Source organism: Pseudomonas sp. HOU2 (assembly GCF_040729435.1).
Classification (GTDB): domain Bacteria; phylum Pseudomonadota; class Gammaproteobacteria; order Pseudomonadales; family Pseudomonadaceae; genus Aquipseudomonas.
This window is the reverse complement of record NZ_CP160398.1, coordinates 4694896-4714824: the sequence shown is the minus strand read 5'-3', so window position 1 is coordinate 4714824 and position 19929 is coordinate 4694896. Positions and strand designations below refer to the sequence as shown.

16 protein-coding genes and 2 tRNA genes are annotated in these 19929 nt (G+C 61.0%); 14 read left to right on the top strand and 4 right to left on the bottom strand.

What is annotated here, in order from left to right; genetic code table 11:
• Positions 1–7 precede the first annotated feature (7 nt).
• The 4 genes from ABV589_RS21270 to pdeM all read left to right on the top strand — a co-directional run bounded on the left by ABV589_RS21270 (position 8) and on the right by pdeM (position 5216).
• Entirely contained in the window at positions 8–1126 is a 1119-nt protein-coding gene (locus tag ABV589_RS21270) for a succinylglutamate desuccinylase/aspartoacylase family protein (RefSeq protein ID WP_367083465.1), read from the top strand.
• Between the two features lie 13 nt (positions 1127–1139).
• On the top strand, positions 1140–1904 hold the full coding sequence (locus ABV589_RS21265) for an ATP-binding cassette domain-containing protein (RefSeq protein WP_329698346.1): 765 nt from the start codon (positions 1140–1142) through the stop codon (positions 1902–1904).
• A 169-nt stretch (positions 1905–2073) separates the two neighbouring features.
• The gene (locus ABV589_RS21260; protein ID WP_367083463.1) at positions 2074–4563 is read left to right on the top strand and encodes a ligase-associated DNA damage response DEXH box helicase; all 2490 of its coding nucleotides are present in this window, start codon (positions 2074–2076) and stop codon (positions 4561–4563) included.
• Positions 4560–5216: a ligase-associated DNA damage response endonuclease PdeM gene (pdeM, locus tag ABV589_RS21255; protein WP_367083461.1), complete on the top strand. Its 657-nt coding sequence runs from the start codon at positions 4560–4562 to the stop codon at positions 5214–5216. Before ABV589_RS21260 ends, pdeM begins: the two co-directional genes overlap by 4 nt.
• A gap of 45 nt (positions 5217–5261) precedes the next feature.
• On the opposite strand, the gene ABV589_RS21250 is transcribed toward pdeM, so the two are convergent.
• Positions 5262–5468, bottom strand: coding sequence for a hypothetical protein (locus ABV589_RS21250; RefSeq protein WP_003222309.1), 207 nt, complete (start codon positions 5466–5468; stop codon positions 5262–5264).
• 103 nt (positions 5469–5571) lie between these two features.
• Entirely contained in the window at positions 5572–6138 is a 567-nt protein-coding gene (dcd, locus tag ABV589_RS21245) for a dCTP deaminase (RefSeq protein WP_003222308.1), read from the bottom strand.
• A 353-nt stretch (positions 6139–6491) separates the two neighbouring features.
• On the opposite strand from dcd, the gene ABV589_RS21240 reads away from it, so the two are divergent.
• On the top strand, positions 6492–6701 hold the full coding sequence (locus ABV589_RS21240) for a cold-shock protein (RefSeq protein ID WP_002554837.1): 210 nt from the start codon (positions 6492–6494) through the stop codon (positions 6699–6701).
• Positions 6702–6843: 142 nt separating this feature from the next.
• Here ABV589_RS21240 and ABV589_RS21235 read toward each other — a convergent pair whose 3' ends face one another.
• Positions 6844–7851 (bottom strand): DUF481 domain-containing protein, encoded by a 1008-nt coding sequence (locus tag ABV589_RS21235; RefSeq protein WP_367083457.1) that lies wholly within the window; start codon positions 7849–7851, stop codon positions 6844–6846.
• A gap of 165 nt (positions 7852–8016) precedes the next feature.
• Here ABV589_RS21235 and ABV589_RS21230 point away from each other — a divergent pair, with 165 nt between their 5' ends.
• From ABV589_RS21230 to ABV589_RS21215, 4 genes are all read left to right on the top strand, one after another.
• Positions 8017–8370 (top strand): MGMT family protein, encoded by a 354-nt coding sequence (locus ABV589_RS21230; RefSeq protein WP_367083455.1) that lies wholly within the window; start codon positions 8017–8019, stop codon positions 8368–8370.
• Between the two features lie 43 nt (positions 8371–8413).
• Complete coding sequence (locus ABV589_RS21225; protein ID WP_367083453.1) at positions 8414–9973, top strand: AmpG family muropeptide MFS transporter; 1560 nt, start codon at positions 8414–8416, stop codon at positions 9971–9973.
• Positions 9974–10102: 129 nt separating this feature from the next.
• Positions 10103–11818, top strand: a complete 1716-nt coding sequence (locus ABV589_RS21220; RefSeq protein WP_367083451.1) for a proline--tRNA ligase — start codon at positions 10103–10105, stop codon at positions 11816–11818.
• Between the two features lie 17 nt (positions 11819–11835).
• Positions 11836–12789 (top strand): hypothetical protein, encoded by a 954-nt coding sequence (locus ABV589_RS21215; protein WP_367083449.1) that lies wholly within the window; start codon positions 11836–11838, stop codon positions 12787–12789.
• Between the two features lie 109 nt (positions 12790–12898).
• Here the strand turns inward: ABV589_RS21215 and dinB are convergent, their stop codons facing one another.
• Entirely contained in the window at positions 12899–13960 is a 1062-nt protein-coding gene (dinB, locus tag ABV589_RS21210) for a DNA polymerase IV (RefSeq protein WP_367083447.1), read from the bottom strand.
• Between the two features lie 280 nt (positions 13961–14240).
• Here dinB and ABV589_RS21205 point away from each other — a divergent pair.
• The 5 genes from ABV589_RS21205 to ABV589_RS21185 all read left to right on the top strand — a co-directional run bounded on the left by ABV589_RS21205 (position 14241) and on the right by ABV589_RS21185 (position 19886).
• Positions 14241–14317 (top strand) — tRNA-Met (locus ABV589_RS21205).
• Between the two features lie 220 nt (positions 14318–14537).
• Positions 14538–14614: transfer RNA gene (locus ABV589_RS21200), tRNA-Met, on the top strand.
• A gap of 279 nt (positions 14615–14893) precedes the next feature.
• On the top strand, positions 14894–17533 hold the full coding sequence (gene mprF, locus ABV589_RS21195) for a bifunctional lysylphosphatidylglycerol flippase/synthetase MprF (protein WP_007964392.1): 2640 nt from the start codon (positions 14894–14896) through the stop codon (positions 17531–17533).
• Positions 17533–18825, top strand: a complete 1293-nt coding sequence (locus ABV589_RS21190; RefSeq protein ID WP_007964390.1) for an AcvB/VirJ family lysyl-phosphatidylglycerol hydrolase — start codon at positions 17533–17535, stop codon at positions 18823–18825. Before mprF ends, ABV589_RS21190 begins: the two co-directional genes overlap by 1 nt.
• Positions 18826–19574: 749 nt before the next feature.
• A complete protein-coding gene (locus tag ABV589_RS21185) occupies positions 19575–19886 on the top strand; it encodes a DUF3077 domain-containing protein (protein WP_367083444.1) in 312 nt (103 codons plus the stop codon).
• Positions 19887–19929: the final 43 nt, after the last annotated feature.

The window sequence follows — 19929 nt, the reverse complement described above, 5'->3', positions numbered from 1 at the left end:
ACCTGTAATGCGACACCAGATCCATGACCTGTTGGCCCCGGTGCCGGGGACCGCTCGACAGGTCCACAGTTTCCACTTCGGCCCGGAGCAGGCCCAAGGCAAGATCTACATCCAGTCCTCGCTGCATGCCGACGAAATGCCCGGCATGCTCGTCGCCTGGCACCTCAAGCAGCGGCTGGCGGAGCTGGAAGCCGCCGGGCGCCTGCGCAGCCAGATTGTGCTGGTGCCGGTGGCCAACCCGGTCGGCCTCGAACAAGTGCTGATGGACGTGCCGCTGGGCCGCTACGAGATGGAGAGCGGGCAGAATTTCAATCGCTGGTTCGTCGACCTCAGCGAAGAAATCGGCAACGACATCGAGGGCAAGCTGAGCGACGACCCGCAGCGCAACCTTGAGCTGATCCGCGCCAGCCTGCGCAACGCCCTCGCCCGTCAAACGCCCGCCACGCAACTGCAATCCCAGCGCCTCACCCTGCAACGGCTGGCGTGCGACGCCGACATGGTGCTGGACCTGCATTGCGACTTCGAATCCGTGGTTCACCTCTACACCACGCCCGAAGCGTGGCCGCAGGTCGAGCCGCTGGCGCGTTACATCGAAGCTCAGGCCAGTCTGCTGGCCACCGATTCCGGCGGCCAGTCGTTCGACGAATGCTTCACCCTGCTGTGGTGGCAACTGCAGGAACGCTTCGGCGAACACTTCGAGATTCCGCTGGGCAGTTTTTCGGTGACCGTGGAGTTGCGCGGCCAGGGTGACGTCAATCACCCAATGGCCAGCCGTGACTGCCAGGCCTTGATCGATTACCTGATCCAGTTCGATGCGATCGTCGGCGAGACCAAGCCGCAGCCGCCCCTGCCCTTCCCGGCCACGCCGCTGGCCGGTGTCGAACCGGTGACCACGCCGGTAGGCGGCTTGCTGGTGTACACCGCCACGGCCGGGCAATACCTGCAAGCCGGACAACAGATTGCCGAAATCATCGATCCGATCCACGACCGGGTCACCCCCATTCATTGCACTGCCGCCGGCCTGCTGTACGCCCGCTCGCTGCGGCGCATGGCCACTGCCGGCATGGTAATCGCCCACGTGGCGGGCGCCGAAGCCTATCGCAGCGGCTACCTACTTTCGCCTTGAGGATGTCTGTCCCATGTACAAATTGACTGTTGAAGGTCTGCACAAAAGCTATGGCGACCATCAGGTACTCAAAGGCGTTTCGCTCAAGGCCAAGACCGGCGACGTGATCAGCCTGATCGGCGCCAGCGGCTCGGGTAAGAGCACCTTTTTGCGCTGCATCAACTTCCTCGAACAACCCAACGATGGCGCCATGAGCCTCGACGGCCAGGCGATCCGCATGGTCACCGACCGCCACGGCATGCACGTCGCCGATCCGAATGAACTGCAACGCCTGCGCACGCGCCTGGCGATGGTCTTTCAGCACTTCAACCTGTGGAGCCACATGACCGTGCTGGAAAACATCACCATGGCCCCGCGCCGGGTGCTGGGTTGCAGCAAGCAGGAAGCCGAAGACCGCGCCCGCCGCTACCTGGACAAGGTCGGCCTGCCGGCACGGGTGGCCGACCAGTATCCGGCGTTTCTCTCCGGCGGCCAGCAACAGCGCGTGGCGATTGCCCGGGCGCTGGCGATGGAGCCGGAAGTGATGCTGTTCGACGAACCGACCTCGGCACTCGACCCGGAGCTGGTGGGTGAGGTGCTGCGGGTGATTCAGGGGCTGGCCGAGGAAGGCCGGACGATGATCATGGTGACCCATGAAATGAGCTTCGCCCGCAAAGTCTCCAGCCAGGTGCTGTTCCTGCATCAAGGCCTGGTGGAGGAAGAAGGCGCGCCGGAAGAAGTGCTGGGCAATCCGCGCAGCGAACGGCTGAAGCAATTCCTCAGCGGTAACCTCAAGTAACCGAGGATCCCCTGTAGGAGCTGCCGCAGGCTGCGATCTTTTGATCTTGAAAGGCAAATCAAAAGATCGCAGCCTGCGGCAGCTCCTACATTGGGGGATTGCGGTGTGATTAAACCTTTCGCATGCCGGCGCGGTCACTGAAGGAACACCTTCAGAGCGCGCAGCCGGCATGGCGAAACTCCCCGACCTCGCAAAAACCTGGTTCAGCGCACGCAACTGGAAGCCGTTCGCCTTTCAAAAGCAGGTGTGGGCCGCCGTCAAACAAGGTCAGTCGGGGTTGCTCCACGCCAGCACCGGCGCCGGTAAAACCTATGCAGTGTGGTTCGCCGCGCTCAATCGCTTCGCCCGTTCAGCCGCGCCCGCAGCCACGACCAGCAAACGCAAACCCCAGAGCGAACCGATGACCGTGCTGTGGATCACGCCGATGCGCGCCCTCGCCGCCGACACCGCGCGCGCCTTGCAAGCGCCGGTCACTGATTTACAGATTCCATGGAGCATCGGCCTGCGCACCGGCGACACCAGCAGCGCCGAACGTGCGCGTCAGGGCCGACGCCTGCCGACCACGCTGATCACCACCCCGGAAAGCCTGACCCTGCTGCTGGCCCGTGCCGATGCGAAAACCGCGCTGTCGAGCCTGCGCATGATCGTCGTCGATGAATGGCATGAATTGCTCGGCAACAAACGCGGCGTACAGCTGCAACTGGCCCTCGCCCGCCTGCGCCACTGGCAACCCGAGCTGATCGTCTGGGGCGTGTCCGCCACCCTCGGTAATCAAGCCCACGCCGAACAGGTGCTGATCCCACAGGGTGGCGGCATCAGCGTGCAGGGCCAGAGCGAAAAATCACTCAAGGTCGACACCTTGATCCCACCGGCCATCGAGCGTTTTCCGTGGGCCGGGCACATCGGTCTGAAGATGCTGCCGCAGGTTGTTGCCGAACTGGACGTCTGCGCCAGCAGCCTGGTGTTCACCAATACCCGCGCACAATCGGAAATCTGGTATCAGGCGCTGCTCGAGGCGCGGCCGGACTGGGCCGGGCTGATCGCGTTGCACCACAGCTCACTGTCCCGCGAGACCCGCGACTGGGTCGAGCAAGCGTTGAAGGACGGGCAGTTGAAAGCCGTGGTCTGCACGTCGAGCCTGGATCTGGGCGTGGACTTTCTGCCGGTGGAACGGGTGCTGCAAATCGGCTCGGCGAAAGGCGTGGCGCGGTTGATGCAACGGGCCGGGCGCTCCGGTCACGCGCCTGGGCGCACCTCGCGAGTGACGCTGGTGCCGACCCACAGCCTGGAACTGATCGAAGCCGCTGCCGCAGGCGACGCCGTGGCGCAACGACTCATCGAACCGCGTCTGTCGCCGCACAAACCGCTCGATGTGTTGGTGCAGCATCTGGTCAGCATGGCGCTGGGCGGTGGCTTTATTCCCGAAGAGCTGTACGAAGAAGTCCGTGGTGCCTGGGCCTATCGTGACCTCACGCTGGCGGATTGGGCTTGGGCGCTGGCTTTCGTACGTCATGGCGGGATGTCGCTGACGGCCTATCCGGATTACCGCCGGGTCGAACCGGATGAACACGGCGTCTGGCGCGTCCCCGACGCACGACTCGCCCGCCGGCATCGCATGAGCATCGGCACCATCGTCAGCGACGCCAGTATCAACCTGAAATTCTGGAGCAAGGGTGGCGGCGGCAAGCAGTTGGGCAGTGTCGAGGAAGGTTTTATCGCGCGGCTGAAACCGGGCGACGGTTTCCTGTTCGCCGGGCGTCTGCTGGAATTGGTGCGGGTGGAAAACATGACCGCGTACGTCAAACGCAGCACCGCGAAAAAAGCCGCCGTGCCGCGCTGGAATGGTGGGCGTATGCCGCTTTCCAACGAACTGGCCGCCGCCGTGGTCAGCCGCTTCACGGCGGCAGCGCGCGGTGACTTCGTCGGCCCGGAAATGCACGCGCTGCAACCGTTGCTGCAAACCCAGGCGCGCTGGTCGGGTCTGCCCACTTCCGAAAGCCTGTTGGCCGAAGTGCTGAAATCCCGCGAGGGCTGGCACCTTTTCCTCTACCCGTTTGCCGGGCGCCAAGTGCATCTGGGGCTCGCCAGCCTGTTGGCGTGGCGTGTGAGTCAGCGCCAGCCGCTGACGTTCTCGATTGCGGTCAATGATTATGGGCTGGAGTTGCTCAGCGCCACGCCGGTCGATTGGGCCGGGCAATTCGATGCGGCACTGCTCAGCCCCGAGCATCTGTTGCGCGACGTGCTGGCCAGCCTCAATGCCGGTGAGCTGGCGTTGCGGCGCTTTCGCGAAATCGCCCGGATTGCCGGGCTGGTGTTCGCCGGCTATCCCGGCGCGCCGAAAAGTACCCGCCAGGTGCAAGCCTCCAGCGGGTTGTTCTTCGAGGTGTTCAAGCAATACGACGCCGACAACCTGCTGCTGGCCCAGGCCGGGGAGGAAGTCCTGCGGGAAGAACTGGATATTCGTCGTCTGGAACAGACATTGGAGCGGATCAACCGGATGAAACTGGACATGCGCCTGATCAAACGTCCTACACCGCTGGGCTTTCCGCTGCTGGTAGAGCGCATGCGCGAAAGCATGAGTTCGGAAAAACTCGCCGACCGCATCCGACGCATGGTCGGCGATCTGGAGAAATCCGCCGACAAGGGTCAAGCCTCATGAGTGCAGCCTATCCGGTACGGCTGGCCGGCGAAGAACTTTGGCTGCTGCCGGAAAAGGCCCTGTACTGGCCGGCGCAGCAAGCGCTGTTGATCGCCGATGTGCATTTCGGCAAGGCTGCTGCCTATCGCAGCCTCGGCCAGCCAGTGCCGCAAGGCACCACGACGGCGAATATCGAAGTGCTCGACCGCTTGCTGGCGAAACTGCCCTGTCGGCAGCTGATTTTCCTCGGCGACTTTCTGCACGGCCCCGGTTCGCATGCGGCGGGCACGCTGAATGCCTTGGCCGAATGGCGCGCACGGCACGCGGATCTGCCGATGACGCTGATTCGCGGCAACCACGACAAACGTGCCGGGGACCCGCCCCTGTCGTTGCATATCAGGGTAGTGCCTGAGCCGATGCTGCTCGGGCCGTTTGCCCTGCAACACGAACCCGACCCGCACCCCGAACGGCATGTGCTGGCCGGGCACGTGCACCCGGTCTATCGGCTTAACGGCAAGGGGCGGCAGAGTCTGCGCCTGGCGTGTTTCCGGCTGGGCGAACGTTTGAGCCTGTTGCCGGCGTTTGGCGCGTTTACCGGCGGCTATCCGGTGGAGAAAGACCACGCCTGCAGGATTTTCGTCATCGGCGACGAGGAAATATGGCCAGTCAGCTGAGGTCTTTGGCAAACCTCAGCTGACTGGCCATTCATGGGTAGCGGCTCAGGCCACTGGCGCGGGTGGTGGCTCGTCCGGCAGCGTTGGCTCGCCCGGTTCGGTCGGTTGTTCGTTGGGGGTGTCGGGATCAGGCTGACCGGGAATCCCGCCGGCCATGTTCAGCGGGTGGGCCAGCAAGGACCAGGCCAAAACGCCAACCTGATTGGGCTCAAGCCTTGCCAGTTCGGCGGTGATATGCGGATCGATCTTCATGGAACCCTCCTCGGCGAAGGCCCGCTTTGCCAGAAGCAAAAACGGGCAGTACACCCCATAGAGTGTCTGCCCGCCAAAGAATTCCCGCGAACTGCCGGATGGATCAGGTACGCGGCAGGGTCACGCCACGCTGGCCCTGATATTTGCCGCCGCGATCCTTGTACGAAACTTCGCATTGCTCGTCGGATTCGAGGAACAGCATCTGCGCCACGCCCTCGTTGGCGTAGATTTTCGCCGGCAGGTTGGTGGTGTTAGAGAACTCCAGCGTCACGTGACCTTCCCACTCAGGCTCGAGCGGGGTCACGTTGACGATGATGCCGCAGCGCGCGTAGGTGCTTTTACCCAGGCAGATGGTCAATACGTTGCGCGGAATGCGGAAGTATTCGACGGTGCTGGCGAGGGCGAAGGAGTTCGGCGGAATGATGCAGACGTCGCTGTGAATGTCGACGAAGCTGCCGGCGTCGAAGTTCTTCGGATCGACGATCGCCGAATTGATGTTGGTGAACACCTTGAAATGGTTGGTGCAGCGCACATCGTAGCCGTAGCTCGACACACCGTAGGAGATCACACGGCTGTCGTCGCTGCCGCGCACCTGGCGCTCGACGAAAGGCTCGATCATGCCGTGTTCCTGCGCCATGCGGCGAATCCACTTGTCCGATTTGATGCTCATGGCGGGTGTCCTGAATAGCGAGGTGGAAAAAATCTGTCCGGCATCTTACCGGGCGCGCCGCCGGGTTCAAAGTCCGCGCTGCAATTCTCGCCGAACACTCTGGAAATACAGGCCCTGGCGACGAACCGTCACACCGTCGATCCCTAAAACAGAGAAACCTTCGCAAGAAACATTGGCACGTTCCGGAAAAAGGGTTAAGGTGGCGCCACTGTGTTGCTTGTGTCACTGAGAATCTCTACACGATATGTTGAATTTCGATCCAACCATCTACAAGAATTTTTCCTGCTCTTTGCACTCAGTCTCGGCCAGGGTTCTTCCTGAGTCGCAGTTATCTTTGTTCAAGGAGTTACACCATGTCTAATCGCCAAACCGGTACCGTTAAGTGGTTCAACGATGAAAAAGGCTTCGGCTTCATCACTCCACAATCCGGTGACGACCTGTTCGTTCACTTCAAAGCTATCCAATCCGACGGCTTCAAAAGCCTGAAAGAAGGCCAACAGGTTTCTTTCATCGCTACCCGCGGTCAGAAAGGCATGCAAGCTGAAGAAGTACAAGTTATCTAACTTGTAGCTTCTTTAGAAAAGAGCCCCGCCCTCAAAAGCGGGGCTTTTTTGTGGGCGCGTGTTTTTCAAGCGCAAAAAAAATCGCAGCCTTCGACAGCCCTCCTGTAGGAGCTGCCGCAGGCTGCGATCTTTTGCTTCTGCTTTACCAGGCCACGCCAAACCCTGCGGTATAGCGGGTCTTGTTCAAATCTGCGTCCTTGGTACCACTGATGATGTCGCGTTCGGCCTTGAGGTTGAGCGACGCCCAGTCGGTGACCTTGTAGCGCAAGCCCATCTCGGCATCCAGCGCGTAGTTGGCTACGTCAGACAGCGGCTTGCCCAGTTCGCCATTGGTGAAGAACTCGACTTTCTTGCCGATCAGATAACGGTTGTAATCCCACTTCATGGCGACCGAGTAGAAGTTGTCCTTGCCGCCATCGCTGTACTCGTAATCGGTGCGGTTGAGCAGCGAGCCGAGCGAGAATGCGCCCAGTTCGTCATCCCAGAACTGGTAACCCGGACCGGTACCGACCACACGCTGACGCGACAGCTCTTCAACGTAGTCACGCTTGTAGTTCAGGCGACCCTGCCAGAACCACTTGTCAGTCAGGAAGCGGTCGAGTGCGTATTCGGCACGCCAGTTATTGGTGGTGACCTGCTCGTCCTGCACTTCGCGGTTGTATTCGCCCTCGGCGGTGTGCCGCCAGCGGCCATGACGCGCGGTGGTCTTGAAGTCGATGTCGTAGTCGTCGGTATCCTTTTCCGCACGCTGATAATCCAGGGCCAGGCCAACGTTACCCTTCCACACCAGATCCTCGACCACCGGTTTCGGCTTGATAATCTGCTGAATGCTCGCCAGCTCGACGGTTTTCGGCGCTTCGCCGTTGGCCAGGGTGACCTTGCCGTCATCGGCAGCGGTCAGCGACTTGGCTTTTTCACCGTTGTAGGCGTCCTGTTTGACCAGGAGTTCCTGATCGCTTTGCAGAGTCTTGACCTCTTTCCAGTCGATGCTGACCGCACCTGCATACTGGGTCTGGATCAGCAATTTGCCGCCATCGAAAACGGAAATCTTGCCGCTCAACTTGTCACCGTTTTTCAACCAGACGGTATCGGCAAGCAGCGGCGTGGAGGCACTGAAGACAGCAAGGCACAGCAAGGTTCTGGACAACATAAGCGGATCGAGGGCTCAAGTTTGCGAAAAAGGTCGGCATTATCCGTGGGAATAAGACCCTGACAAGGACTGACCGGGCGATTTCCATTGAGTTCATTTCTCATCTGGCCAACGAGCGATTACGCTTAAGCCCATCCACACGACTGATATTCAGGAATCGCGCAGGTGAAAGAGCCGAACCACCCCGATGAAAGCGAGGCGCAAATCCGACGCACGGCGCTTTATTCGACCCTTGCCCAGGTACCTGAAGGCAAGGTGGTCAGCTATGGTCAGTTGGCTGAACTCGCAGGTCTGGGGCGCGCCGCCCGCTGGGTCGGTCGGACCCTGAGCCAATTACCCAGCGATACCAAACTGCCGTGGCACCGGGTACTGGGTGCCGGCGGTCGGATCAGCCTGCCGCTGGGCAGCCCCTCGGGGGACGAACAACGGGCACGATTACGCTCTGAAGGCGTCACCGTCCTGAACAATCGTGTGGATATTCAGCGCCATGGCTGGCGTCCGGTAGAGCACAGCGGTTAGAGTGCGCGCTTTGTTTTCGCAATCTTGAGGCAGACTTCAGCCCATGCCCCGTAAAACCTGGCGCGCCGCGCTCGCCGCCTATGCCAGTCCCTCGACGCTCGTGCTGTTGTTGCTCGGTTTTGCTGCCGGCCTGCCGTACATGCTGGTGTTTTCGACGCTTTCCGTCTGGCTGCGTGAGGCCGGCGTTGCCCGTGAAACCATCGGCTACGCCAGCCTGATCGGCCTGGCCTACGCCTTCAAATGGGTCTGGTCACCGCTGCTCGACCAATGGCGCCTGCCTTTATTGGGCAAGTTGGGCCGCCGCCGTTCGTGGCTGGTGCTCTCGCAAACCCTGGTGATTCTGGGCCTGATCGGCATGGGCTTCTGTGACCCGCAGAAACACCTGTCCTGGCTGATTGCGATTGCCGTTATCGTCGCTTTCGCCTCCGCCACCCAAGACATCGCGGTCGACGCCTATCGCCTGGAAATCGCCGACGACAGCCGGCAGGCTGCGCTGGCGGCCAGTTACATGTCCGGCTATCGCGTCGCCGCCCTGTTGGCCACGGCGGGCGCACTGTTCTTCGCCGAAGGCTTCGGCTCCACCGGCTTCAACTATCAACATTCGGCCTGGACCGGCACCTACGCCCTGTTCGGCGTGTTGATGGTCCCTGCCCTGCTGACTTCGCTGCTGATGCGCGAGCCGCCGGTGCCACTGCGCACGCAACTGCAGGCCGGTCGCTACAGCTTCGTGCATCAACTGGCCTCGGTATTCGTACTGATCGTGCTGTTGGTGTCAGTTCCGGCGATGTTTACCCAGCTCTACAACACCGATTTCGCCAGCGTGTTGTTCGGCAACATGAGTCCGCTCGACCTGCTGCTCGAAGACCGCGCCTTCCTGCGCGCCATTCTCTACACCCTACTCACCGGTCTGTGCCTGTCGACCATGGGCCGTCGCGGCCTGGCGCCAGTGCTGACCCCGGTCAACGATTTCATCCTGCGCTACCGCTGGCAGGCGTTGCTGCTACTCGGACTGATCGCGACCTATCGGATGTCCGACACGGTGATGGGCGTGATGGCCAACGTGTTCTACATCGACCAGGGCTTCACCAAGGACCAGATCGCCAGCGTCAGCAAGATCTTTGGCCTGATCATGACCCTCGTCGGTGCCGGCATGGGCGGCCTGCTGATCGTGCGCTTCGGCATCCTGCCGATCCTGTTCATCGGTGGCGCGGCTTCGGCGGCAACCAATCTGCTGTTCGTGATGCTCGCCGATATGGGGCCGAACCTGAAGATGCTGGTGGTGACCATTTCCCTCGACAACTTCAGCTCCGGCCTGGCGACCTCGGCGTTCGTCGCCTACCTGTCGAGCCTGACCAACCTGAAGTTCTCGGCTACCCAGTACGCCCTGCTCAGTTCGATCATGCTGTTGCTGCCACGCCTGATGGGCGGCTATTCAGGGGTGATGGTCGAGAAGTTCGGCTACCACAGCTTCTTCATGATCACCGCACTGCTCGGCGTGCCGACCCTGGTGTTGATCGCCCTGCACTGGTTCCAGGAAAATCGCCGTGCGGGCCCGACGCCAACGCCAGAGCCTGCACCAACCTCCGTCGTCGAAGAGTCGTAGGACATTTCAGCTGCGGCGGGAGGATTCCCGCCGTTGCGCCTCACCGCCGAGCGCAATCCTGTACGTCGGCAAATCTCGCCGGTACACTGCTCCGTCATTTCCAGTCATAGCAACCGACAACGGCCAACCATGCGCACCAGTCAATTTTTGCTCGCCACACAGAAAGAAACGCCTTCCGATGCGGTCGTCATCAGCCACCAGCTGATGCTGCGCGCCGGCATGATCCGCAAACTCGCTTCGGGCCTGTACACCTGGCTGCCGATGGGCTTGCGGGTAATGCGCAAGGTTGAAGCCATCGTTCGCGAAGAGATGAACGCTGCCGGCTCTCTTGAAGTGTTGATGCCGAGCACCCAACCGGCCGAGCTGTGGCAGGAATCGGGACGCTGGGAAGAATACGGCCCTGAGTTGCTGCGCATCAAAGACCGCCACGGTCGCGACTTCTGCGCGGGCCCGACCCACGAAGAAGTGATCACCGATCTGATGCGCAACGAGTTGAGCAGCTACAAACAGCTGCCGATCAACCTGTACCAGATCCAGACCAAATTCCGTGACGAAATCCGCCCACGCTTCGGTTTGATGCGCGGTCGCGAATTCATCATGAAGGACGCCTACTCGTTCCACGCCGATCAGGCTTCGCTGCAGGTCACCTATGACCGCATGCATCAGGCGTACTGCAACGTGTTCAGCCGTCTGGGCCTGAAATTCCGTCCGGTTGAAGCCGACAACGGTTCGATCGGTGGCGCCGGCTCCCACGAGTTCCACGTACTGGCCGAGTCCGGCGAAGACGACATCGTCTTCAGCAACGGCTCCGACTACGCGGCGAACATCGAGAAAGCCGAAGCCGTGCCACGCGAAACCTCGCGTCCGGCGCCGGCCGAAGAGCTGCGCCTGGTCGACACTCCAGACACCAAGACCATTGCCGCGCTGGTGGAAAAATTCAATCTGCCGATTGAAAAGACCATCAAGACCCTGATCGTCCACGCCGAAGAGCCAGGCAAGCTGATTGCCCTGATCATCCGTGGCGACCATGAGCTCAACGAAATCAAGGCTGCCAATCAGCCAGGCGTGGCCAGCCCGCTGGTCATGGCTTCCGATGCCGAACTGCGTGACGCCATTGGCGCCGGCGCCGGTTCGCTCGGCCCGCTGAACCTGCCGCTGCCGATCATCATCGACCGCTCGGTCGAACTGATGAGCGACTTCGGCATCGGTGCGAACATCGACGACAAGCACTACTTCGGCGTGAACTGGGAACGCGACCTGCCGGTTCCGGCCGTGGCTGACCTGCGTAACGTCGTGGCCGGTGACCCAAGCCCGGACGGCAAAGGCACCCTGGAAATCAAGCGCGGCATCGAAGTCGGGCACATCTTCCAGCTGGGCAACAAGTACAGCAAGGCGATGAAGTGCGAAGTGCTGGGCGAGAACGGCAAGCCGGTCACCCTGGAAATGGGTTGCTACGGTATCGGCGTATCCCGCGTGGTCGCTGCCGCCATCGAGCAGAACAACGACGAAAAAGGCATCATCTGGAGCGACACCCTGGCACCGTTCCAGATCGCTCTGGTACCGCTGCGTTATGAAACCGAGCAGGTGCGCGAAGCCACTGACAAGCTGTACGCAGAACTGACGGCGGCCGGTTTCGAAGTGCTGCTGGACGATCGCGACAAGAAAACCAGCCCGGGCATCAAGTTCGCGGACATGGAGCTGATCGGCATTCCTCACCGGATCGTGGTCAGTGACCGCGGTCTCGCCGAAGGCAACCTGGAATACAAGAGCCGCACCGAGGCCGAAGCGCAAGCGCTGCCGGTCGCCGATGTGCTGTCCTTCCTTCAGGCCCGTATCCGCCGCTGAATCCAGATAGAGACCTCATGTTCAAGCGAAACACCTTGGGCCTCGGTGGCGCCGCCTTGTGCGGCGCCCTGCTGGTCAGCGGCTGTGCCAATCAGATGTCACAGCGCAGCGAGCACGAAGAGCGGGTCGAGCGCAAACTGCTCGATCACAGCCTGCAGATCGATGTCGGTGAGCCCAAGGTGCTGGAGCTGCCGCAACGTCGTGTGAAGATCAACGAACAGAAGACCTTCGAGGTCACCGAGTTCGAGGTCACCCGTCGTTACGACCGCTACACGCCCTACCAGCCCTGGCGCGAAATCTACGAGATCCCGCTGGGTGCGGTGGCCGTGGTTGCCGGTGTCGGCGCCAACGTGGTCAACGTGTTCGCCCTGGGCAATCTGCCGGACAGCGTGACCAAGGACTGGCTGAACTACGGCATTGCCGGGGTCAACCCGTTCATGAACGTGCAGTCTCACGGTCGTGCGCAACAGAACCTGGCCGGTATCGATGAAGTCCAGCGCGACAAGCGCATGGAGTATTCGAGCCTGCCGTGGAGCGAGCGCCCGGTGCAGGTCAAGGCCGGCAAGCAGACCTTCGACATGACCACCGACCGCAACGGCGTGCTGCGCCTGAACCTGCTGGACAGTCCGTTCGCCGAAAATGACCTCAACCATATCGGCAAACTGCAGATCAGCGTCGAGGACGGCAAGGATGACGTGCACAGCGACTCATCCCTGGCGATCAGCAGCCATTTGCGCAGCAAGTTGCTCGAAGCGCACGGGTTGATTTACGACGACCTGGAAGACGACGAAGTGAGCCAGTGGGTCCACCGGGTCAAGCGTCTGTCGGAACTGGGTCTGGAGGAAGAGGCCAGCGAGCTGGAACAAAGCCTCATTGAACTGACGCGTAACGATCCTGAGTTGCAGGCGGATTTTCTCAAGTCGCTGACCAAGGATGCGGGGCGCCTGGTCGCGGATCCAGGACCGAATTAAGCTTTATTAAAAGATCGCAGCCTGCGGCAGCTCCTACTTTGGAATGCATTCCCCTGTAGGAGCTGCCGCAGGCTCGGGCCGCGTTCGGACGATCTTTTGCTTTAACGATTCAACGCTCAAACAGCTCCATCTGCTCAAACCCGCCGCGCAAATCCTCCAGCCTGACCCCCACCCCCAACAACCGCACCGGTTTCCCGCCGCGATTGAACGCCTGCGTCAGCATCAACTGATAACTGCCCAGATCGCGCCCTGCCCCGGCCTGCTCCAGTGTGGTCTGGGTAAAGTCATGGAACTTCACTTTGACGAACGGCTTGCCCGGGCGATAGCTGCTGTCGATCCGCTCCATGCGGGTTTTCAGGGTTTCCAGCAGCTCCGGCAGTTTGTCGAGGCAACTGCGCAGATCCGGCAGATCGACGTCGTAGGTATTTTCCACGCTGATTGACTGACGGCGGCTGTCGTTGTGCACCAACCGATCATCGATCCCACGGGCCAGACTCCACAGTCGCTCACCGAAACTGCCGAATTCGCGCACCAGCGCCAGCTTGTCCCACTCGCGCAGTTGCAGGCAATCGACGATGCCGAGCTTGCCCAGTTTGTCGGCAGTGACTTTGCCGACGCCGTGCAACTTGCTCACCGGCAAGCCACTGACAAAATCCTCGACCTGATCCGGGGTAATCACGAACAACCCGTTGGGCTTCCTCCAGTCGCTGGCGATCTTGGCCAGAAACTTGTTCGGCGCGACACCCGCCGAAACGGTGATGTGCAACTGATTGGACACCCGCCGCCGAATATCCTGGGCGATGCGCGTGGCGCTGCCGCCAAAATGCGCGCTGTCGGAGACGTCGAGATAAGCCTCATCCAGCGACAGTGGCTCGATCAGGTCGGTGTAATCTCGAAAGATCGTATGGATTTCTTTCGAGGCTTCGCGATAAGCCTCCATGCGCGGCTTGACGATGGTCAGTTCGGGGCACAGCTTCAAGGCATGCCCGGACGACATTGCCGAACGTACGCCATACGCCCGCGCTTCATAGTTGCAGGTCGCAATCACCCCACGCCGATCCGCCGACCCGCCCACCGCCAGGGGCTTGCCGGCCAGGTTCGGGTCGTCGCGCATCTCGATGGCGGCGTAGAAACAGTCACAGTCGACGTGGATGATTTTTCGCTGGGTCATGACAGAAAAGGAAACATGGCGAGCCGGAAACGCAGTATCTCACTCGCACCTGTATATAGCACCAGTGGTCTGAAGGTTCTTTTCAGGTTGTAGGAAAACAACCATGAATTTATTTTCTCAATCGAGAATCACCGACCGATAGAGCTGAAAGCCTTGCCCCACCTGCCCTGCGCGCTCTTCTCCTGCACTGCAAAAAGCGCTAAGCGATTGAACAGGAACAGATTTATCCAGATTCAAGGTTGACACCCCGGCGATCCTCTGTAGAATGCCGACACACAGACGCGGGATGGAGCAGTCTGGTAGCTCGTCGGGCTCATAACCCGAAGGTCGTCGGTTCAAATCCGGCTCCCGCAACCAAACATCAAAAAAGGCTACTCGAAAGAGTGGCCTTTTTTGTGCGCGCCTGTTTTTCAACTGACGTGCTGTATCACGCGCAGCCGCACGAACAGGAATTCGTTGCATTTCCGAAACTTACCGCCGGGCTGCGACCGTTTGACGCAAATTCACACTTATTTGACCCTTTACGGGATTAGCGGTTGACACCCCGCCGTTCGCCTGTAGAATGCCGCCACACAGACGCGGGATGGAGCAGTCTGGTAGCTCGTCGGGCTCATAACCCGAAGGTCGTCGGTTCAAATCCGGCTCCCGCAACCAAACATCAAAAAAGGCTGCTCGAAAGAGTGGCCTTTTTTGTATCTGTGGAAAAAGTCCTTTCGCAACAATGATCTGTCACGCTGCAGTGAAACGCTCAGGATCATCAGACCCGCCAAGTTGCGACTATGCTTGAGTCGCAGGCAAGACGTCTGCAATCCATGACCCGCACTCGCCGATCCCGGATGAGAGGCGTAGTATTTTGTGATTATTTTTTTCTACAGGGATTGGTAACTTGGCTGGATACCTCCATCCTGTCGCGCACAATCCAAGAGGTGATTGATGCGCGCCAACTCGTCTGATTCACAAGACACCGTCACAGCAGAACATCCGATCAAACCCGAGCGCCTGCGCTTGCTGGATCGGTTGAGCAAATATCGCCAGCCGATCGGACTGGCGGTCACGTTGCTGCTGTTTGCCATTGCGCTGATTGCCTGTCGCCACCTGCTGAGCGAGCTCGATCTCTACGCATTGCACGACTCGATCCTGGCGGTGCCAAAACCGGCCCTGCTCGGCGCAGTGGCTGCGACGGTGGTCGGCTTCATCATCTTGCTGGGCTATGAATGGTCGGCCAGCCGCTATGCCGGCGTGACACTGCCGCCGCGCACTCTGGCGCTGGGCGGTTTCACCGCGTTTGCGATTGGCAACGCCATCGGCTTGTCGCTGCTGTCCGGCGGCTCGGTGCGCTACCGTTTATATGCACGCCATGGTCTGGGGGCGTCGGAAGTCGCGCACATGACCCTGTTCGCCAGCCTGTCGCTGGGGTGCGCCCTGCCTCCGCTGGCGGCTCTCGCGACCCTGAGCGACCTGCCCGCCGCCTCCGCCGCACTGGGCCTGTCAGAAGGCCTGCTCGGCACGATTGCCATGGTGGTGCTGGGTCTGGGCGCGATTCTGGCGATCGGCATCTATCGCCGACGCCTGCCGGAGCAGCCGTACCGCGACAACCTGCTGGTCAGGGCCGGTCGCCGGACGCTGCGCCTGCCGGGCCGACGCCTGACCTTCCTGCAACTGATCATCACCGCCCTCGACGTCGCCGCAGCGGCCACCGTGCTGTATCTGCTGCTGCCGGAAGCCCCGCCGTTCGGCGCTTTCCTGCTGGTGTACCTGCTGGCCCTGGCCGCCGGCGTCCTCAGCCATGTGCCGGGGGGTGTCGGGGTCTTCGAAGCGATCCTGCTCGCCGCGTTTGCCGACACCCTTGGTGCCGCGCCGCTGGCCGCCGCCCTGCTGCTCTATCGGCTGATCTATGTGGTGCTGCCGCTGCTGGTGGCCTGCCTGTTTTTGCTGATCAACGAAGGCCAGCGCCTGTTCCAGACCCAGACCATGCGCGCCGCATCCGGTCTGGCCGCACCGATTCTGGCGGTGCTGGTGTTCCTGTCCGGTGTGGTACTGCTGTTTTCCGGCGCCACCCCGGAGATCGACACGCGTCTGGAACACATCGGTTTTCTGATCCCGCATCGCCTGGTCGACGCCTCGCACTTCGGCGCCAGTCTGATCGGCGTGCTGTGTCTGATGCTGGCGCAGGGCCTGCGCCGTCGCCTGTCAGCCGCGTGGATGTTGACCACCATTCTGTTGCTGGTCGGCGCGCTGCTCTCGCTGCTCAAAGGCTTCGACTGGGAAGAAGCCACGCTGATGACCCTCACCGCTGCGCTGCTGGGGGTGTTCCGCCGTTCGTTCTATCGCCCGAGTCGCCTGACCGAACTGCCCTTCTCGCCGCTGTATCTGGTGGCCAGCCTCTGCGTCCTGGGCGCTTCGACCTGGTTGCTGCTGTTCGCCTATCAGGACGTGCCTTACAGCCATCAACTGTGGTGGCAGTTCACCCTCGACGCAGACGCCCCGCGCGGCTTGCGTTCGCTGCTCGGCGCCGCCGTGTTGTTGCTGGTGATCGCGCTGACCTGGCTGCTGCGTACCGCGCGCCCGGTGATCCACCTGCCGACCCCGGACGAACTGGATCGCGCGGCGAAAATCCTGATGGCTTCGTCGCAACCCGATGGTGGCCTCGCACTGACCGGTGACAAGGCGTTGCTGTTTCACCAGAACGACGAAGCCTTCCTGATGTACGCCCGCCGTGGCCGTAGCCTGGTAGCACTGTACGATCCGATCGGCCCCGGCCAGCAACGCGCCGAGATGATCTGGCAGTTCCGCGACCTGTGCGACATCCATCACGCCCGTCCGGTGTTCTATCAGGTACGTGCGGAAAACCTGCCGTACTACATGGACATCGGCCTGACCGCGATCAAGCTCGGCGAAGAAGCCCGGGTCGATCTGCAGCGCTTTGACCTGGAGGCCAAAGGCAAAGAGATGAAAGACCTGCGCTACACCTGGAACCGTGGTACCCGCGATGGTCTGTCGCTGGAAATCCATGAACCGGGCCAGGCGCCGATGGATGAGTTGAAAGTGATTTCCGATGCGTGGCTGACCGGCAAGAACGTGCGCGAGAAAGGTTTCTCCCTCGGTCGGTTCAGCGACGATTACCTGAAACATTTCCGCATTGCGGTGATTCGCTTCGAAGGCCGCCCGGTGGCGTTCGCCAACCTGCTCGAGACTTTCAGCCATGACCTGGCCAGTCTCGACCTGATGCGCTCGCACCCGGACGCCCCCAAGCTGACCATGGAATTCCTGATGGTCGGTTTGATTCAACACTATAAGAGTCACGGATACGCGCGCTTCAGCCTGGGCATGGTGCCGTTGTCGGGGTTGCAACCCCGGCGTGGTGCACCGCTGACCCAGCGTCTGGGCTCGATGGTCTTCCGCCGTGGTGAGCAGTTGTACAACTTCCAAGGCTTGCGCCGCTTCAAAGACAAGTTCCAGCCTGACTGGGAACCCCGTTATATGGCAGTGCCCGCCGGACTCGATCCGCTGGTGGCGCTGGCCGATACTGCTGCCCTGATCGCGGGCGGCTTGACTGGATTGGTGAAACGCTGATGATTCAACGCTCCCTGAAGTACATCCTGGCCGCACTGATCGTGCTGGCCGTGATTGCCGGCGGCGGTTACTGGTACCTCAAACGCCCGGCACCGCAACCGACTCTGCAACCACTCACGGCCGCCGACGGCACGGTCATGACCCGCGTCATTCCCGGCACCCAGCCCAAGGCGCAGGTGCTGGTCGCGGTCAATGACGACCAGAAGCTGACCGACAACCAACTGAGCACCCTGAGCCGCAGCGCCTCGGCGCAGATCGTTCAGGTGATTCTGCCCAAGGACTGCCTGCAACAGAGCCGCGCCCTGCAAACCGGCCTGCGCGAACTGAATGGCCCGGCCACGCTGGTCAGCGGTATCGGCCCTGGCGCGGTACTGGCCTGGCGCTGGTTGTCCGAGCAGAAAGATGACAAGGCCCAGGCGATCTCGGTCGACCTGGCCTTGGAAAAACCCGGTTGCACCCACCTGCTGCCGAAATCCGCCGCTCATGGCCACTGGCTGGTGGCATGGAACGACAATCCGGACGACACCAGCGCCGGTTTCGTGCGCGATCAACCGAACGCCGAAACCAGCATCAGCGACTACGACATCAACCTGCCGCAAGTGCTGAACAACGAGCTGCGCAAGATCCTCGTCGGCGGCGACAAGGCCAACGGCGGTCTGGCGATCCCGGTGGTGGAAGTGCCGGCCGGTCAGGCCAAAGACACCGTGACCCTGTTCCTCTCCGGTGACGGCGGCTGGCGCGACCTCGACCGCGACGTGGCCGGCGAGATGGCCAAGATCGGTTACCCGGTGGTCGGCATCGACACCTTGCGCTACTACTGGCAGCACAAGAGCCCTGAGCAAAGCGCGCTGGACCTGACCGAACTGATGCAGCACTACCGGCAGAAATGGGGCACCAAACGCTTCATCCTGACCGGTTACTCGTTCGGTGCCGACGTCCTGCCGGCGATCTACAACCGCCTGCCGGACACCGAGCAACAGCGCGTCGACGCCATCATCCTGCTGGCCTTCGCCCGCACCGGCAGCTTCGAAATCGAAGTCGAAGGCTGGCTCGGCAACGCCGGCAAAGAAGCCGCCACTGGCCCGGAAATGGCCAAGCTGCCCGCCGCCAAAGTGGTGTGCATCTACGGCGCCGAAGAAACCGACGAAAGCGGCTGCACCGACAAGACGGCAGTCGGCGAAGCGGTGAAACTGCCTGGCGGCCACCACTTCGACGAGAACTACCCGGCGCTGGCCAAGCGTCTGGTGGACTTGATCGAGAAACGTCAGAGCAAGGATCAGCCGGCAGAGTGATCTGATCCGGCAAAACGGAAAGCCCTCGCAGCCTCACGGTTGCGGGGGCTTTTTACATTCCAGCCTCCACCAAAATCCCCTGTGGGAGCGAGCTTGCTCGCGAATGCGGCGGGTCAGTCAACAGATTCGCCGACTGACACTACGCCTTCGCGAGCAAGCTCGCTCCCACAGGGGAATTGCGCGGGACTCAAGTAATCATTAGCCCCGGCAAGCGTATCTTGCCCGCATATCGTAATGGCTGATCGCTTGAGCCGGGTCGAGGTTGATCAGTCGTTCCATTGCTTCGGCTTCAATTCGAAGATTCTCGAGATCATCATGCTTTTCTTGTTCCGATGATGCCGTCATACATGCCTCGCTCATTTGCACACGCTAGTTCGTGTCAGACGTTTAGTATCGTTTACTTCCAGTTTCGCAATATCAGATGACGCCCACAGACCTTGTAGGCAAACTCCGAAACTCGTATTTGGACGCTGTGCCGTTCTATTGCGCTGTTTTTTGACGGGATACTCTCCGGACGTCGCTGACCCATTCAGCGATCGGGCTTGGTAACCCGGTGGAATAAGGCGCAACAGCGCACCCGACACGACTCAGGCGTTATCCCGTCCGAGCCCCTGTGTTATGGCAGCTGTGTGTGGGACGCTTTCGAGCGTGCCGGTTTCCTTGATTCCCCGGTTTACCAACCTGCGCACAGCTGCCACCCATTCGCTTGGTATCGGATGCGGCAGCTCTCGAAATCAAGGGAACTGACAATGAACAATCCATCTGATCTTAAAACCATCGGCTGCACCCCCTTCCTCTACCACTCGGATCAAGCGTTCTTCAATGTCCGCTCTGGCATCCCGATCCTCGATGCACTGTCCCAATCCTCCGACCTGCTGTCCCTCGCCAAATCATTCACCGAAGACGCTGCCTTCACCAGAGACACCGACCGCCACGCCTGGGCTGCGCACTACCTGACGCTGATGGGCAAGGCTTTGCTTGATGACGTGATCCAGACACTGATGCCGCGACCTGCGCGCACGAAGACCGAGTCTGAAACAGAGATACCTGAAAGCCTGTAGAGGTTTAAAGATCAAAAGATCGCAGCCTTCGGCAGCTCCTACA

Bases quoted from the DNA above. Each gene is read 5' to 3' on its own strand.
- ABV589_RS21270 (WP_367083465.1), top strand. From the start codon at position 8: ATGCGACACCAGATCCATGACCTGTTGGCCCCGGTGCCGGGGACCGCT.
- ABV589_RS21265 (WP_329698346.1), top strand. From the start codon at position 1,140: ATGTACAAATTGACTGTTGAAGGTCTGCACAAAAGCTATGGCGACCAT.
- ABV589_RS21260 (WP_367083463.1), top strand. From the start codon at position 2,074: ATGGCGAAACTCCCCGACCTCGCAAAAACCTGGTTCAGCGCACGCAAC.
- pdeM (WP_367083461.1), top strand. From the start codon at position 4,560: ATGAGTGCAGCCTATCCGGTACGGCTGGCCGGCGAAGAACTTTGGCTG.
- ABV589_RS21250 (WP_003222309.1), bottom strand. From the start codon at position 5,468: ATGAAGATCGATCCGCATATCACCGCCGAACTGGCAAGGCTTGAGCCC.
- dcd (WP_003222308.1), bottom strand. From the start codon at position 6,138: ATGAGCATCAAATCGGACAAGTGGATTCGCCGCATGGCGCAGGAACAC.
- ABV589_RS21240 (WP_002554837.1), top strand. From the start codon at position 6,492: ATGTCTAATCGCCAAACCGGTACCGTTAAGTGGTTCAACGATGAAAAA.
- ABV589_RS21235 (WP_367083457.1), bottom strand. From the start codon at position 7,851: ATGTTGTCCAGAACCTTGCTGTGCCTTGCTGTCTTCAGTGCCTCCACG.
- ABV589_RS21225 (WP_367083453.1), top strand. From the start codon at position 8,414: ATGCCCCGTAAAACCTGGCGCGCCGCGCTCGCCGCCTATGCCAGTCCC.
- ABV589_RS21220 (WP_367083451.1), top strand. From the start codon at position 10,103: ATGCGCACCAGTCAATTTTTGCTCGCCACACAGAAAGAAACGCCTTCC.
- ABV589_RS21215 (WP_367083449.1), top strand. From the start codon at position 11,836: ATGTTCAAGCGAAACACCTTGGGCCTCGGTGGCGCCGCCTTGTGCGGC.
- dinB (WP_367083447.1), bottom strand. From the start codon at position 13,960: ATGACCCAGCGAAAAATCATCCACGTCGACTGTGACTGTTTCTACGCC.
- mprF (WP_007964392.1), top strand. From the start codon at position 14,894: ATGCGCGCCAACTCGTCTGATTCACAAGACACCGTCACAGCAGAACAT.
- ABV589_RS21190 (WP_007964390.1), top strand. From the start codon at position 17,533: ATGATTCAACGCTCCCTGAAGTACATCCTGGCCGCACTGATCGTGCTG.
- ABV589_RS21185 (WP_367083444.1), top strand. From the start codon at position 19,575: ATGAACAATCCATCTGATCTTAAAACCATCGGCTGCACCCCCTTCCTC.